This window comes from Dysgonomonas mossii DSM 22836 (assembly GCF_000213575.1).
GTDB lineage: Bacteria > Bacteroidota > Bacteroidia > Bacteroidales > Dysgonomonadaceae > Dysgonomonas > Dysgonomonas mossii.
In genome coordinates, this window is sequence record NZ_GL892007.1 from 109,790 (window position 1) to 125,364 (window position 15,575).

A 15,575-nucleotide genomic window follows, 5' to 3' on the forward strand; every position below is an offset into this window, starting at 1 on the left:
TATGATTTCCGTTATCCTTCCTACATATAATCATGCTCCATATCTGAGACAACGTATTGACTCAATACTAAATCAGACATATCAGGATTTTGAGCTGATAATCTTGGATGATTGTTCACCTGACAATAGCAAAGATGTAATTGAAGAATACCGAAATGTATCTCATATATCCCATATCATATACAATAAGATTAATTCCGGCTCTACATTCAAACAATGGAAGAGAGGTATCGAATTAGCTAAGGGAGAATATATCTGGATTGCTGAAAGTGACGATTATGCAGATCCTACTTTTCTTGAGAAAATAATGGATTCTATTTCTAAATATAACTCGGCACTCTGCTTTTCTCTTACAACAATCGTTGACAAAGAGAATAATACAGTAATGAAGCAACCCTCTATCCTACCCGATTATTCGATGAATATCAATCAGTTCACAGAAAACTATTTGTTATATAGTAATCCTATTTGTAATGCTAGCATGGTGGTTTTCAAGAAAGGTGCAATTGCCGAAAACCTGTGGAATAGGATTGTAAATTTCAAATACTGTGGTGACTGGTTATTATGGGGTAGCTTTAGCGGTGAGGGAAATATAACTGTGTCTGAAGTAAAAGAGTATCTAAATTATTTTAGAACACATTCGGTAAATGTATCAAACAAATCTGAAGACAGTGGACTGGGAATATTAGAGGGCTATAAAGTTTCCGAAATTGTAGCAAAAAGACTACATTTGAAGTTAGGGAAAGAATATAGTAAGAACTGGTATTACAAATGGCAATCATATAAGTTAAAGTTTTCATACTCGAATTCTGTAAACAAAGCTATTTTATCAATGTTTATAAAGGAACGGCCAATAGTTGCTTATTACGAACTCAAAAGATTAATATCGAGACTTATAAAAAGATGAAAGTATCTATTATAACAATTAACTATAACAATGTCGCAGGGTTAGAGAAAACGATTAACAGCGTTATCTCTAATGATCTGTATGATATTGAATATATTGTTATTGATGGGAACTCTACCGACGGAAGTGTTGATGTCATAAAAAAATACGAAAGCAAAATAAATTTTTGGATCAGCAAATCTGACTCTGGCATATATAATGCTATGAATAAAGGGATCAGGCAAGCAACGGGGCAATATATATTATTCGTAAATAGCGGAGATGTAATAAAAGAGAACTGTGACTTACAATCGATTATATCCCAAGTTACAGGAGAAGACATTGTATATTTTGATATGGAGATTGCTGATAGTTTATCAAATACAAGCTATATAAAGCAATATCCCAATCATCCTGATTTCAAATATTTTGCAGAAGACACGCTACCACACACAGCTTCTTTTATAAAAAAAGAACTTTTGGTAAAATATGGATATTATTCGGAAGAAAAAAAGATAACGTCAGACTGGGCTTTCTTTATGGATGCTATATGCCAGTTAAGTTGTACATACAGACATATTAATGGTTGTTTTTCGACTTTCTATATTGATGGAATCAGTTCGAATGCTTCAAACAAGCAATTGCTTATAGATGAGCGCAACGAACATATAGCTCACTCTTATCCTCTCTACAATACTTTGTATAGAGACTGGATAGAGAAAAAACAGGAACTATATAAATTGAAGACATCTATGAGTGTAAAATACTTAAAGAAGCTAGGTTTACTAAAATGGCTTAAACTATAAACTTTATATTATGAACCCTATCATATCCGTTATCATGCCGTGCTATAATCAGGCTAAATATATGCCTGAAGCACTACAATCACTTCTCGACCAGGATTATCCTCATTGGGAGTGTATTATGGTTAATGATGGTTCTCCTGACAATACGGAAGATGTTGCAAAGCAATGGATAGAAAAAGACAAGCGGTTCAAATATTTTTGGAAAGAAAACAGCGGGGTTTGTGATACCAGAAACTATGGAGTTGATCGGGCTATTGGAGAATATATCGTTCCTTTAGATGGAGACGATAAGTTGGGAGCACATTATTTTAGTGAAGCAATAAAAGCATTTACAAAAGATCCTGCAATAAAGCTTATATATAGTGATACTGTATTATTTGGCGATGTAAATGAAAAAAAGATAAATCCTGATTTTGTATTTGAAAAAATGCTAACGCAGAATCAAATCTACAATTCAGCCATATTCCGAAAATCTGACTTTCTTGAAGCCGGAGGCTACAATATGAATATGTTTGACGGTATAGAGGATTGGGATTTCTACCTTTCGTTGATCAAACCGAATGATAAGGTTATAAAACTTAATGACTTTCACTATTATTATAGGATAAAAGAAGTTTCACGATCGATGCGTATATTCCGTGAAACAGATAAAAATGATGCAATGCTTTTACAAATGTTTAAGAATCATATACCTTTGTTTCTTGAGTATTTGAATCCTGTTAGAGATCGGATTAAAGCAGAAACATACAATAAAGAACTTTACTGGCATTATCATACCCCAGAATACAAATTGGGTAGAATGATATACAAACCATTCCGTTTTGTACAAAAAGTATTAAGAAAGCTCTTTTCATAACTGTATTTTTACAGAGAAAAGACCATTGGACAATATTCGAATGTAAGAACAGAGTTTTACAAAATATGAAGATAAATATCATACTCATTACATACAATCACAGCAATTATATACGTCCGGCATTGGAGAGTATTTTGATGCAGGAAACATCTCACAATGTTGAGATTATTGTTGCCGACGATTGCTCTACCGACAATACTGTAGAGATTATAAAGGAGTATGAATCGAAAACAAAATTTATTTTCCATTATTTACATAAAGGACAAAATGTAGGATATATACGCAATTACCAACAAGCTTTTGCGGCATGTACAGGAGAATACGTTGCCATTATGGAAGGTGATGATTATTGGGTGAAGGCATCTCATCTGGAAAATCATATCAATCATCTGGAAAGGGTACCAAACACCTCGATGAGTTACAACAGGCACATACGCCTGTTTGAAGATCAAGACAGAGAAGAGATATTTGACTGGACTCTTGATACAGACTATGAGCTGATCACTACCGATCAGTTGGCATTGGGCAACCGCATAGGAAACCTGTCTTGTTGCGTATTCAGAGGAAAATATATACAGCAATTAGACCCAAAACTGTTTGATATGGAAATAGCCGATTGGATGCTAGGGATGTATATGGGACAATTTGCTCCCTTGGTATATCTCAAAGAAGTAACTTCGGCATATAGGATACATGATAACGGACAATGGTCGCGAATGGACGAAAAAGACCAGTTCGCTAAGGTTATCGAGCTGATTAATGAATACGATAAGTATTTGAACTATAACTATACAGAAACCTTCACAAAACATAAACGGAGACTCGAAATTTTGCTTTACGGAGATAAATCTTTCAGAGGCAGACTAAAGAGCTTTACTCCTTTATGGATTAGAAACTTATACAATAAACTTATTAGGTAAAAGATTATGAACAAAAAAATAATGGTTACCCAACCGGCGATTCCACCTTTGGATGAATTTATTCCTTATCTTCAAAAAATATGGGATAATAAATGGTTGACAAACAACGGTCCGTTTCATGAACAGTTCGAAAAAGAATTGGCAGACTATCTTGGTGTTAAGCATATCTCTGTTTTCGCCAACGGGACACTGGCATTAATAACCGCATTGCAAGCCTTACGCATTACAGGTGAGGTTATCACCACTCCATTTAGCTTTGTTGCAACAACACATTCATTGTGGTGGAACAACATCAAACCTGTATTTGTAGATATAGATAGTAAGAACTATAATATAGATCCCGAAAAGATAGAAGCGGCCATTACGCCAAAGACAACAGCCATCATGCCGGTGCATGTTTATGGTAATCCGTGTAATGTAGAAGAAATACAACGCATAGCAGACACGTACGGTCTACGTGTGATATATGATGCAGCACATGCTTTTGCCGTTAAAAAAGATGGACAGTCGGTTATGAATTGGGGGGATTTATCTATTCTCAGTTTCCATGCAACAAAGGTGTACAATACAATAGAAGGAGGTGCAATTGTTTGTCAGGATGAAAAGACGAAACAGCGTATCGATTTATTAAAGAACTTTGGGTTTAGGAACGAAACTACGGTTATCGAACCCGGTATCAATGCCAAGATGAACGAATTGCAAGCAGCTTACGGCTCATTGCAATTGAAACATGTAGACAATTATATCGCTAAACGTCTGGAACTGGCTAAACTGTACGACAGCCTACTGAAAGAAGTAAAAGGTATCACTTATATGACTGTTGGTGAAGGAGTAGAGCACACTTACCCTTATTACCCAATACGAGTAAATACTGCCGATTATGGCATGAATCGTGACGACCTGTACTTCAAGTTACAGGAGTATGATATATTCGGACGTCGCTATTTCTATCCTCTTATCAGTGATTTTCCGACATATAGAGGACTGCCTTCTGCCAATGTTAGCAATCTGCCTGTTGCAGCACAAGTTTCCAAAGAAATTGTATGCTTACCGATGTATGCAGACTTGGAGTTTGAAGAAGTGAGAAAAATATGTGAGTTAATTAAAAGTAAACCCTGGGAAAAATGATTTTAGGAATAATGCAGCCTTATTTTATGCCATACATTGGCTATTTTCAGCTATTGAATGCCGTAGATAAGTATGTAATATACGATAATGCAAAATATACAAAAAAAGGATGGATAAACCGTAATCGCATCCTACAAAACAATAAAGATACACTTATTTCAATATCGGTAGAAAAAGACTCCGATTATCTGGATATAAAAAATCGCTCTGTAGCTGATTCTTTCGATAAAAGGAAATTAATAAATCAAATAAGAGAATCATATCGCAAGGCTCCTTATTTTGAGCAGGTGATGCCAATTGTGGAGGATATTATCAACTACGAAGAGAAAAATCTTTTCTTATATATTTATAATTCAATAAAAGAAGTTTGTAAATTTCTGAATATTCATACTGAAATCATTATTTCATCTACCATCGATGTTGATCAGACTCTTGCGGGACAAGATAGGGTGATTGCTATATGCAAAACTCTAGGAGCAGAAGATTATTATAATGCAATTGGCGGACAAGAACTATATCATCCAAAGGACTTCGAGAAAGAGGGTATAAACCTCCGTTTCTTATCGTCCAATCTTGTTGCTTATAAACAATTCAACAATGATTTCATCCCTTGGCTATCGATTATAGACGTTATGATGTTCAACAGTTTGGCAGAAATACAAGATATGCTAAATGAGTACAAATTAATCTAACGTTATTGAAGAAGCAAAAGGCTTTTTAATCACAGGTAATACTTCATAGAAAATATTAAAGACATGAAAGAGATAGGAGGATACTTCGAACTTCAACTTCGTAAAGGGGAACATTATCATAAAGGAGCATTACAGCTAAATACTGCTCGCAACTGTCTTGAATATATACTAAGAGCAAAAAAATATAAAAAGATATATATTCCTTACTTAAACTCTGAAGTTATCTGGGAACCTATAAAAAAACTAGGGATCGAATCTGAATTCTATTCTGTAGATTTCCGGCTTAATCCTATTTTCGATAAAGAATTAAAAGAAGATGAAGTATTTTTCTATTCCGATACTTATGGCATAAAGTGTTGTACTGTTTCACAACTTGTAGAAAAGTATGGAAAACAATTGATAGTTGATAATACGCATGCTTTCTTTTCGAAACCTTACGAAGGTATCGACACGATATATTCTCCTCGTAAATTTTTTGGTCTTCCCGACGGTGCTTATCTCTATACAGATACTTTTTTGAATGAGGAGCTTGAGCAAGACTTCTCTATTCCACACATGACACATTTGATGAAACGGATAGAATATGGTAATGCCAGTGCAGCCTATCAGGATTATCTTGACTACTGCGCAAGCCTTGTTGGTCAACCAATAAAGCGTATGTCGAATCTTGCTTCGGCATTATTGTCTAACATAGACTACGAAAATCTGAAAGAAAGACAAATAAGGAACTTCAACTATTTGCATTCTGTCTTAGGGAAAGATAATAAGTTTGAATATGATAACTTTTCCTCAGATACCTGCCCGCTGAGTTATATGTTCTATTCAGAAGATCGTGATTTAAGAAAGAAACTGATTGATAACAAAATATATGTATCTACATATTGGAAGGAAACACTAGGACTTGTAGAAAAAGACTCTGCCGAATATAAGATAGTCAATTACTTGCTTCCTTTGCCTTGCGATCATCGATATGATGAAGAGGATATGGAGAGGATAATAAATGTGATAAATAGCTGATTTGTGATACAAATAAAAATTAACAACATAAGACCTGTTACTTTTGTCACCTTTTTAAAAGTCTGAACACCTTTATTCTATGATTGACAAAGAACAAAACATAGTCGTATCCGTCTCCATGATTACTTACAATCATGAGAAATTTATAGCGGAAGCTATAGAAGGAGTTGTAATGCAAAAAACTGACTTCCCTTTCGAATTGGTAATCGGTGAAGATTGCAGTACTGACAACACCCGTGCTATCTGCATAGAGTATCAAAAAAAATACCCCGACATTATACGATTAAGACTGCCTGAAACCAATCAGGGAATGATGCTCAACTGGATAAACAATATAAATAGTGGCCGTGGGAAATATATCGCACTCTGTGATGGAGATGACTATTGGACTGACCCTTATAAACTGCAAAAGCAAATTGACTTTATGGAGGCTAATCCCGACTTTGCGATGTGCTCCCATAAGGTACACACTTTGATGTGCGGACATTTGGATGAAAATATAGAGATGGAACGGGATGTATTGACTACAACAGACATTATTCAAAAAGATTGGGGGTTACTTACTGCCTCTATTCTTTTTCGTAAAGACGCACATAAAACACCGGACTGGTATTATACGGTAAAGAATGGAGATTACGCTCTTCAACTGATTGTGTCTCTATCGGGTAAAATCAAATTTCTCCCTGATTATATGGCGGTATATAGACAGCATTTGGGAGGAGTGTCTTCTACATTAAAACCCCTAAATCAGACAGCCTGGATGGTTTACCTATTGCACGAGTTTAATACATATACAAACGAAAGCTATAAGAAAACAATCATTGAACGGATAAAAAGGATGTACAAAATACAAATATATTACGCAAAAGGTTATAGCCTACGTAAAGCGGCGACAGTCTTATCACTTTATCAGAAGTTGGTATTCTTAAATCCTTTCTTAATAAAATCGAGGCGGAAGTAAATTATGAAACTATCAATTATAACTGTCAATTTAAACGACAAAACAGGACTTGAAAAGACCATCAAAAGTGTTATTTCACAGTCTTTCTCCGACTTTGAGTTTATCATTATTGACGGCGAGTCTACAGATGGCAGCATCGATATAATAAACCAATATAAAAGCAAGATCAGCTATTGGGTAAGTGAAAAAGATAGTGGTATTTACAATGCTATGAATAAAGGTATCCGACAGGCTAAAGGCGAATATCTATATTTTCTTAATTCGGGCGATGCATTACACAATGAGAATGTCCTCCATCATATATTCAATGATGATCCCCACGCACCTTTTATCTGCGGAAATTTTTATATGGAAGTTGGAGGGAAGCTGGAAGCAGATACAGCGTACAAAGGTCGTGATTGGCGTTTTGCCATTTATGATTTATTTGCCGGTTTTTTATGTCATCAGGCCTTCTTCATACATAGATCAAATTTCGAGAAATACGGACTATACAGCGAAGACCTTAAAGTTATCTCCGACTGGAAATTATTCTTTCAAGGGATTGCACTTGACCATCTTCCTGTAAAATATGTAGACACATTCATTGTAGTTTACAATATGGAAGGATTCAGTACCCAAGTTGGCGGAGAAACTATATATAAAGAGAAGCTACAAGTATGCAATGAGCTTCTTAGCCCATCACTGACAGAAAAGCTTAAAAGATTATATTATCTCGATCAGAATGGATTTGTAACTGACATAATGAAATCTAAAACATGGATATACAACGGATTCCGCATATTTGCAAAAATTGGTCGTATCTTAGGCTTTATAAAAGTAGACTAGATAATATTCACCTCAGTTTCAGGAATATTAGCTGAACGGATTCGCCATTCTTGTGGATAAAGGTTATTTGCACGATTGCCTATATTCTTTACAAATCCCAGTGGCTTGTTCCTGTAGGTAATTAAGATATAGCCTTTTGGCTGATCTTGCAATAATAGTGTCTCTTTACGTAGATAGGCTATAGCGGCTTTCCAGTCCACATCATAAGTCGTGAAATTCTCCGCATTGATATACGTACTTAATGCTAGAGACTGATCCGGGATAAAATCCTTTCCTTTAACCTCTCCCAAGCAGATTCCTTCTGAAATAACATTCAGGTGCGACTTTATCAAAGTTAAGTCATTATACAGAAGTGAAGGAAAAGCAAACCATCTATCTTTTTGCGAATAAAATATAAACGATTCATTATCCTTTACATAATCTTTACAATCAAATGGAATAATACTTTTTGATGTTTTCTCTTTATCCTTCCTTCTCTTTAAAGAACCTTCATCAGAAGTCTTTCTAAGTAAAGCACAGAAAAAACCTTCTCCTTTAGTCTTATGAGGGAAGAATCGGTAAGCAGGAAAACTGTCTCTTAAAGAAGGGCTTACCCCCCACCCTTCTTTAACGTCGATTGGTAAAACCTCAGCTCCCAGCTCTTCACAAATCCATTGTACATTCTCCTCATTTTCATCTACATTGTATGTACATGTACTATATAGTAACAAGCCTTCCGTTTTGAGTGCAGACCATATATCTGCTAAAATACGTTGCTGCCGTTCTTTGCAGAGCTTGACATTGTCTATCGACCACTCCGATGTTGCACCCTCATCTTTTCGGAACATGCCCTCTCCTGAGCACGGGGCATCTACTAATATGAAATCAAAGAAGCCTTGCAGTTTTCCTATCTGTTGCGGATCGTTGTTAGTCACCACCGTATTAGGATTACCCCACTTTGTTATATTCTCAGCCAATATATTCGCTCTAGTACGAATTACCTCATTAGAAACTAAAAGACTACTCTCCCCCATTACATCAGCTATCAGCGTCGACTTTCCTCCGGGAGCAGCACAAAGATCAAGAATACGCACATTACCTCCGACAACATATTGCCTGAAAGCTTGTTCTATAAACATCGAAGAGGCCTCTTGTACATAGTAACATCCGGCATGAAACAACGGATCGAAAGTAAACGAAGGTCTTTGAGGCAAGTAATATCCTGATTCAGTCCAAAGAACTTTATCGAGAAAGAGTTTCTCTGCCTTATGATTATTTATTCTTATACTCGTCGGAGATTCACTATTCAAAGCTTCTACAAAAGCAACCCAATCATCTCCTAAAAGAGATTTTGTCCGAGTAATAAAATCAACGGGTAAATTCATCCTTTAATATATTTACTACAAAGTTAGGGGAAATTATACATGATTTTTACATATCTGTCGACGAATAAAGCAAAGTATTCGTTATCAGTAATATTTTTTCTACTTTTGTTGTTTAATCAGAATAATAAGTAATGATAAAACAAGCTATAGTAAAAGATAAGAATATCCTTATTCTATTATCTCTATATTCTTTTCTATTATTATTCTTTTGTTCCAAGATGTCTCCTTTATATCCTATAAACGAGTGGTCTGACGTCAATCTTTACTACAATATAGGCAAAGCTATTTTTAACGGAAGAATATTATATACTGAAGCATTTGACCATAAAGGGCCTCTCATCTTTTTTATTTATGGCATAGGGTATGCAATCTCCAATACCTCATTCATTGGCATGTACCTGATAGAAGCTTTCTTTTGGACAGCGATGATCTGTTGTGGGTACTTGACTGCCCGACTATCTCTAGATAAAATATATGCTTTTGCAGTAGCTCTTATATTTCCTCTATTCGTACTGTCTCATTCTTCGGAAGGAGGTTCGGCCGAAGAGTTCATTCTTGTATTTGAAGTCGTCAGCTTATTATTATTTTTGAACTACTTCAATAATAATAACTCTAAACACGCCCCTAGATACATGTTTATTCACGGCGTTATGAGTGCGGCAACCATACTTATAAAAATCAATTTGGTTGTATTCTGGCTTTTCCCTTTACTGGCTATATTAATCGCTATACTAAAAAATAAAGACTATAAAAATCTAATTGCCAATATTGCAGCATACATTGGAGGCATGCTAATCCTATTCCTTCCTATTTTTATCTATTTCGTATACAATAATGCGTTATCTGAAGCATGGAATACATATATAGTATTGAACGGAAAATACGCACAATTAGATGGCTTTGTAGAAACTATAGAAAACCTTGCTATTAAGTTTTATCAACGTTTACGGTTCGACACATTCGAATACCTAGTCATTCTGATTGGAGCATTCTATTTTCCGATACAATACATTCAGAATGATACAGGCAGATTAGCCATTATTTTGTCCTTCATAAGTCTGCATATCGCCATATTTATATCACCTAATTACGTGTTCTACTATTCTATGCCTTACTATATATTCAGCTTACTAGGAAGTATCGCGATAATAGACATACTCAGCCGAATGATAAAGGTACAGGCTAGATGGTACTTATACGTATTATTTTCTTTCTTTGCTTTAGCAATAGGAATAAAAGAAAAGAACTTTTTCTCACTCTCCACAGCTGAACTATTAAGAAAAGAAGAGCCAAACAATCCTGCCTTTCTTTTTAGTAACATTGTAATGAAAGAAAGCAACCCTACACTGCTCAACCTTGGTTTAGACCTAGGTAATGGCGTATTTACAAAAGCGAATATTGTACCGAATGTCAAATACTTTATTTCACCAAATCTACCTCATTCTATCTATCCCGAGATGAGGGATGAGCAGACGAAGTACATAGAAAATAAAGAAGTACAATTCATCATATTATCCGAATTCTCTCTCAACTTCGACTATTTCTTTAATTTACCGGCTTTGAATGAGAATTATAAGATAGTAGACACATATATTGAAGATAAATTCAAAACCTATTATTTATATAAATTAAAAGACTAAAATGCTATGCAAGCATCGTTATATCTCATACCCGTCACACTAGGAGAAACTTCAGTCGAACAGGTATTACCCACATACAACAAAGAGATCATCTTACAAATAAAATACTTTATTGTGGAGAATATCCGCTCTGCCCGCCGTTTCTTGAAAAAGGTAGAGAGCAGCATCAATATAGATGAGCTTACCTTCTACGAGCTGAATAAGCATACCAAGCCTGAAGACATCGAAAATTACCTCAACCCTATGGTAAATGGATTTCATGTGGGTATTATATCCGAAGCGGGCTGTCCGGCGATAGCCGACCCGGGAAGCGACATAGTAGCTATTGCCCAGAAAAAGAATTATAAAGTAGTACCTTTGGTAGGGCCTTCTTCCATTCTTCTTTCGCTTATGGCATCGGGGTTTAACGGACAAGGATTTGCTTTTCACGGTTATTTGCCTATTGATGGGTCGGAACGTATCAAGAAAATCAAACAACTTGAAAACCTGATACATCATGAACATCAGACACAGATATTTATAGAAACCCCCTATCGTAATCAAAAGCTGGCTGAGGATATTATCAAGCATTGTACGCCTTCCACAAAGCTGTGCATTGCGATGAATATCACTTGTGAAAATGAGTATATCAGAACTCTCTCAGTAAAACAATGGGCAAAGCAATTACCCGATATGGCAAAACAACTATGTATCTTCCTTTTATATAAATAAGGTAACACCTGTCACTTTTTCATAAAGCTGACAAACAGTAGATTGCAGACAAAAGGTGACAAAAGTGACACTTTTTCATAGTTTTTTTAATGTCACTTTTCTTACTGAAAAGATAATTATGTCAAAGAACAATATCTATTAATAAGATAATATTATTCTTTAAAAATATAGGAAAGAAACAAGTGCTCTACACTATTATTTTTTTGAAGAAAAACTGTCAATAAATATTCTTTATCACGATTTTCTACAATATCAATAGCGGTTTGCTTTTCTATGATTTTTCTATTCAATCCGTATTTTTGTAAAAATGGTTTGTCATTTCCAATTTGATACAACAGTTGCTTTCTTTCTCTTTTTTCTATTTTATCGTCCCAAAATCCATGTGGGCGTATCTTAAAGTTACAATAATAGTCTGTTCTTAGTTCTGTAAACAAATCAATACCTCGTGATAATAAGAAGTTGTGCAAAAACAAAAATATATCTTCTAACCGATAACCATGATGCGGAAGGTTATGTAAATTATAATACTGCCCTATTTCATCAAATAGCTCGAAGTAACGATCTTTATAATACGTGTCAGTCAACACCTGCATGGTACGGCTAAACTTTCCGCTATTCCAATATTTCTCGAGAGCATGCTCGGCATCATGGATACGTTCCAGTTCTTCGTGGGTAATATCATCATTCGAATCTATCTCGTAAGGTGCTAAAAGGCTGTATTTGTATCCATACTTATCGGCGTTACGTCTAAGGAATGTACCCCTAAGCATCTTTAGAAAGCCAAGTTGAAGTTCTTTTGCCTTCAGGCGAAACACATCATTAAACGACTTTACAAACCGCTCATAAGTCTCGTAAGGCAATCCGGCGATAAGGTCTAAGTGCAGGTCTATTTTACCTCCATCCATCAGCTTTTGTACATTACCTGCCAGCAATTCAAAATTCTGCTTACGCTTTACAGCAATATTAGTAGGTTCGTAGGTAGATTGGATACCTATTTCGAATCTGAAATAGTTTTCCGGTAAGTTTTTATTGAGGTAATTTATTGATTCGTCAGTGAGGAGGTCAGCATATATTTCAAACTGACAACTTAAACCGGGACGATAATTATCAATCAAAAAATCAAAAACAAATTGAGTATGTTCTTTATTGAGATTAAAGGTCCGATCAAGAAATTTAATTTGTTTGGCATTACTCCCGATAAAATAAGAAAGATTTTCAACAATATGATGCCGAGGGAAATAACGGACTCCCTTTTCGAGCGAAGACAAGCAGTATTGACACTGATAAGGACAGCCTCGAGATGTTTCGAAATACAGCAATCTGTTTTTCATATTTTCCTTATCTTCTTCCAGTTGGTATGGAGAGGGCAAAGAAGCCAGTTTCTCTAAATCAGCTTTAGCGACAATCCTACTTACCGAACCTTTCTTCGATATGCCATCTATAACGGGTTCACGATTAGTGCTTATAGCCGTAAGCAATTCACCTAGTACAAATTCACCTTCTCCGCTAATCAGGTAATCGACATCCCAATTTTCAATAAAATAATCAGGCTCATAAGTAACCTCGGGGCCTCCTATAATTATAATGGTTTGTGGACTTTTTTCTTTGATTAAATCAATCAAAAGTTTCACCTTTTCCACGTTCCATATATATACACTGATACCAACAACATCTGGCTTTTGTAATAAAAGATCGTCTACAATTGTATTTACGTCTTCTTTTATTACATATTCCTTAAACGAGATATCGAATTTATCTTTGTTGGCTACATACAGCCATCGCAGAGCAAGCGAAGTATGTATATATTTAGCATTGAGCGTGGTTAGTAATACTTTCATTATGTAGATACTATGATTAACTCATAATACATTTATACATCGTGCGTAACATCGTCAATTAAACAATATACCTTACCCTCTGATGATCGATTGAGTCTTGCAAGCTCTAATCTTCATTTTCGAGAATCTGTTTTGCTCTTTCAATAGCAATGTTTATGTTATCACAAATATTTATTTCTCCTATCATATTGGGAATTTCCGACTTCTCTATCATAGCATGCACCTCGGGCCTTACTCCAGACAGTACAACTTGTATTCCGTCCTTCATCGATTTACGGCATAAACCAGTCAAGTTGTGCAATCCGGTAGAATCTATAAATGGAACCAAACGCATCCGAATAATTCTTATCTTGGAGCTTTCGCCAATCTCACGCATACTTTCATCAAACTTGTTAGCTATACCAAAGAAAAACGGCCCATCTATTTCATATACTTCAACGCCTTCGGGCAATGATAGTATCTCTTCATTTTGCGTAAATTCACTTTCGTCTGTCAAGTCTAGTTGATCTTTTATAACAGACACTTGTGAAACCTCATTTATTCGCTTCAAGAATAATACAACAGCTAATAGTAGTCCAACCTCTATAGCTACCGTAAGGTCAAATATTACCGTCAGGAAGAATGTAATCAACAATACGGCAATATCCGACTTCTGATTTCTCAAAAGAGATTTGAATGTACGCCACTCACTCATATTGTATGATACAATAACAAGTATTCCGGCAAGACAAGCCATGGGGATGTATTGAGCCAAGGGCATAAACAGAAGTAAAATAAGCAACAATACCACTGCATGTATGATTCCGGCGATAGGAGTTCGTCCTCCGTTGTTAATATTGGTCATCGTACGAGCAATAGCTCCTGTTGCAGGTATACCACCAAACAAAGGTGTCACAATATTCGCCACTCCCTGCGCTATAAGCTCAGTGTTTGAATTATGCTTCTCCCCTCCGATCACACCATCTGCAACCGTCGCCGACAAAAGAGATTCTATAGCACCAAGCATCGCTATAGTGATAGCAACAGGTAACAAATCTATAATTGCAGCCATATTAATGACCGGAATTTCTGCATCGGGAATTTCGGCCTTTATTCTGAAGCGATCCCCAATAGTATCTATCACTTCTATGCCGACATACGTTTTTAATAGATATACAACTACTGTTATTATTAAAATTGCGACGAGCGACCCCGGAACCTTTTTCACAATGCGGGGAGTCATTACAATTATAAATATACTGGCTATACTGATAAGTGTATTCCACCAGTTGATCGTTCCAAAATATTTAAAATACATTATCCATTTTCCAATAAAATCTCCGGGTAGTTTTTCACCGCCAAAGTTCAATCCGAAAACATCTGCTATCTGGGTTGTAAATATAGTAACGGCGATACCGCTTGTAAAACCTACAATAATAGGATATGGTATAAATTTTATAATCTTCCCTAGCTTAAACACACCTAAAAGGACGAGTATAACACCCGAGATAATAGTTGCAATAATAAGTCCCTTGATGCCATGGGTTTGAACAACTCCATATACAATAACGATAAAAGCTCCTGTTGGTCCCCCAATCTGTACCCGACTTCCACCCATGAACGATATAATAAATCCGGCAATAATGGCGGTTATAATACCCTTTTCGGGAGTAACACCCGATGCTATACCAAAAGCCAAAGCAAGAGGCAGGGCAACAATGCCGACTATAAGGCCAGACATCAGGTCGTTTATGAATTTTTCTTTATTGTATGTTCTTAAGGAAATAAATAGCTGAGGAGTAAAGTCTTTTAGGAAATCTTTTTTCATAACAAACGAGGAATGGATTAATGTGATTTATTATTTGCTATAAAATACATAAAAAATATAACATTCTGAAATTATAACATTTAGAAGTACTTATATAATCTCTTCCAACGATACAATAACAAGT

Annotated in this window: 14 protein-coding genes; 11 read left to right on the forward strand and 3 right to left on the reverse strand. The window is 35.6% G+C overall.

The genetic code is table 11. From position 1 onward, the window contains the following. Position 1: 1 nt before the first annotated feature. From HMPREF9456_RS10610 to HMPREF9456_RS10650, 9 genes are all read left to right on the forward strand, one after another. Positions 2-907: a glycosyltransferase family 2 protein gene (locus HMPREF9456_RS10610; RefSeq protein WP_006843527.1), complete on the forward strand. Its 906-nt coding sequence runs from the start codon at positions 2-4 to the stop codon at positions 905-907. Further along, positions 904-1,692: a glycosyltransferase family 2 protein gene (locus HMPREF9456_RS10615; protein ID WP_006843528.1), complete on the forward strand. Its 789-nt coding sequence runs from the start codon at positions 904-906 to the stop codon at positions 1,690-1,692. The genes HMPREF9456_RS10610 and HMPREF9456_RS10615 overlap by 4 nt, the downstream gene beginning before the upstream one ends. 10 nt (positions 1,693-1,702) lie before the next feature. Further along, positions 1,703-2,548 (forward strand): glycosyltransferase family 2 protein, encoded by an 846-nt coding sequence (locus HMPREF9456_RS10620; RefSeq protein WP_006843529.1) that lies wholly within the window; start codon positions 1,703-1,705, stop codon positions 2,546-2,548. A 65-nt stretch (positions 2,549-2,613) separates the two neighbouring features. Next, the gene (locus tag HMPREF9456_RS10625) at positions 2,614-3,468 is read left to right on the forward strand and encodes a glycosyltransferase (RefSeq protein WP_006843530.1); all 855 of its coding nucleotides are present in this window, start codon (positions 2,614-2,616) and stop codon (positions 3,466-3,468) included. Positions 3,469-3,474: 6 nt separating this feature from the next. Continuing rightward, complete coding sequence (locus tag HMPREF9456_RS10630; RefSeq protein WP_006843531.1) at positions 3,475-4,596, forward strand: DegT/DnrJ/EryC1/StrS family aminotransferase; 1,122 nt, start codon at positions 3,475-3,477, stop codon at positions 4,594-4,596. Next, positions 4,593-5,288, forward strand: coding sequence for a WbqC family protein (locus HMPREF9456_RS10635; protein ID WP_006843532.1), 696 nt, complete (start codon positions 4,593-4,595; stop codon positions 5,286-5,288). The genes HMPREF9456_RS10630 and HMPREF9456_RS10635 overlap by 4 nt, the downstream gene beginning before the upstream one ends. A 63-nt stretch (positions 5,289-5,351) precedes the next feature. After that, complete coding sequence (locus HMPREF9456_RS10640; protein ID WP_006843533.1) at positions 5,352-6,305, forward strand: aspartate aminotransferase family protein; 954 nt, start codon at positions 5,352-5,354, stop codon at positions 6,303-6,305. A gap of 79 nt (positions 6,306-6,384) precedes the next feature. After that, positions 6,385-7,266: a glycosyltransferase gene (locus tag HMPREF9456_RS10645; protein WP_018074989.1), complete on the forward strand. Its 882-nt coding sequence runs from the start codon at positions 6,385-6,387 to the stop codon at positions 7,264-7,266. A gap of 3 nt (positions 7,267-7,269) precedes the next feature. Beyond that, entirely contained in the window at positions 7,270-8,091 is an 822-nt protein-coding gene (locus HMPREF9456_RS10650) for a glycosyltransferase family 2 protein (protein WP_006843535.1), read from the forward strand. Here the strand turns inward: HMPREF9456_RS10650 and HMPREF9456_RS10655 are convergent. Beyond that, positions 8,088-9,455, reverse strand: coding sequence for a methyltransferase RsmF C-terminal domain-like protein (locus tag HMPREF9456_RS10655; protein ID WP_006843536.1), 1,368 nt, complete (start codon positions 9,453-9,455; stop codon positions 8,088-8,090). The two genes, HMPREF9456_RS10650 and HMPREF9456_RS10655, sit on opposite strands and share 4 nt — an antisense overlap. A gap of 131 nt (positions 9,456-9,586) precedes the next feature. On the opposite strand from HMPREF9456_RS10655, the gene HMPREF9456_RS10660 reads away from it, so the two are divergent. Further along, the gene (locus HMPREF9456_RS10660) at positions 9,587-11,095 is read left to right on the forward strand and encodes a glycosyltransferase family 39 protein (protein ID WP_006843537.1); all 1,509 of its coding nucleotides are present in this window, start codon (positions 9,587-9,589) and stop codon (positions 11,093-11,095) included. Between the two features lie 6 nt (positions 11,096-11,101). Next, positions 11,102-11,806 carry an SAM-dependent methyltransferase gene (locus tag HMPREF9456_RS10665; RefSeq protein ID WP_006843538.1) on the forward strand — a complete coding sequence of 235 codons (705 nt, stop codon included), beginning with the start codon at positions 11,102-11,104 and terminating at the stop codon, positions 11,804-11,806. 152 nt (positions 11,807-11,958) lie between these two features. Here HMPREF9456_RS10665 and HMPREF9456_RS10670 read toward each other — a convergent pair whose 3' ends face one another. Together HMPREF9456_RS10670 and HMPREF9456_RS10675 are read right to left on the reverse strand one after the other, a co-directional pair. Continuing rightward, the gene (locus HMPREF9456_RS10670) at positions 11,959-13,644 is read right to left on the reverse strand and encodes a B12-binding domain-containing radical SAM protein (protein WP_006843539.1); all 1,686 of its coding nucleotides are present in this window, start codon (positions 13,642-13,644) and stop codon (positions 11,959-11,961) included. Positions 13,645-13,750: 106 nt separating this feature from the next. Further along, a complete protein-coding gene (locus tag HMPREF9456_RS10675; protein WP_006843540.1) occupies positions 13,751-15,451 on the reverse strand; it encodes a SulP family inorganic anion transporter in 1,701 nt (566 codons plus the stop codon). Positions 15,452-15,575 lie beyond the last annotated feature (124 nt).

Excerpts from the sequence above, each read along its gene's own strand:
- HMPREF9456_RS10610 (WP_006843527.1), top strand. The coding sequence starts at position 2 with ATGATTTCCGTTATCCTTCCTACATATAATCATGCTCCATATCTGAGA.
- HMPREF9456_RS10615 (WP_006843528.1), top strand. The coding sequence starts at position 904 with ATGAAAGTATCTATTATAACAATTAACTATAACAATGTCGCAGGGTTA.
- HMPREF9456_RS10620 (WP_006843529.1), top strand. The coding sequence starts at position 1,703 with ATGAACCCTATCATATCCGTTATCATGCCGTGCTATAATCAGGCTAAA.
- HMPREF9456_RS10625 (WP_006843530.1), top strand. The coding sequence starts at position 2,614 with ATGAAGATAAATATCATACTCATTACATACAATCACAGCAATTATATA.
- HMPREF9456_RS10630 (WP_006843531.1), top strand. The coding sequence starts at position 3,475 with ATGAACAAAAAAATAATGGTTACCCAACCGGCGATTCCACCTTTGGAT.
- HMPREF9456_RS10635 (WP_006843532.1), top strand. The coding sequence starts at position 4,593 with ATGATTTTAGGAATAATGCAGCCTTATTTTATGCCATACATTGGCTAT.
- HMPREF9456_RS10640 (WP_006843533.1), top strand. The coding sequence starts at position 5,352 with ATGAAAGAGATAGGAGGATACTTCGAACTTCAACTTCGTAAAGGGGAA.
- HMPREF9456_RS10645 (WP_018074989.1), top strand. The coding sequence starts at position 6,385 with ATGATTGACAAAGAACAAAACATAGTCGTATCCGTCTCCATGATTACT.
- HMPREF9456_RS10650 (WP_006843535.1), top strand. The coding sequence starts at position 7,270 with ATGAAACTATCAATTATAACTGTCAATTTAAACGACAAAACAGGACTT.
- HMPREF9456_RS10655 (WP_006843536.1), bottom strand. The coding sequence starts at position 9,455 with ATGAATTTACCCGTTGATTTTATTACTCGGACAAAATCTCTTTTAGGA.
- HMPREF9456_RS10660 (WP_006843537.1), top strand. The coding sequence starts at position 9,587 with ATGATAAAACAAGCTATAGTAAAAGATAAGAATATCCTTATTCTATTA.
- HMPREF9456_RS10665 (WP_006843538.1), top strand. The coding sequence starts at position 11,102 with ATGCAAGCATCGTTATATCTCATACCCGTCACACTAGGAGAAACTTCA.
- HMPREF9456_RS10670 (WP_006843539.1), bottom strand. The coding sequence starts at position 13,644 with ATGAAAGTATTACTAACCACGCTCAATGCTAAATATATACATACTTCG.
- HMPREF9456_RS10675 (WP_006843540.1), bottom strand. The coding sequence starts at position 15,451 with ATGAAAAAAGATTTCCTAAAAGACTTTACTCCTCAGCTATTTATTTCC.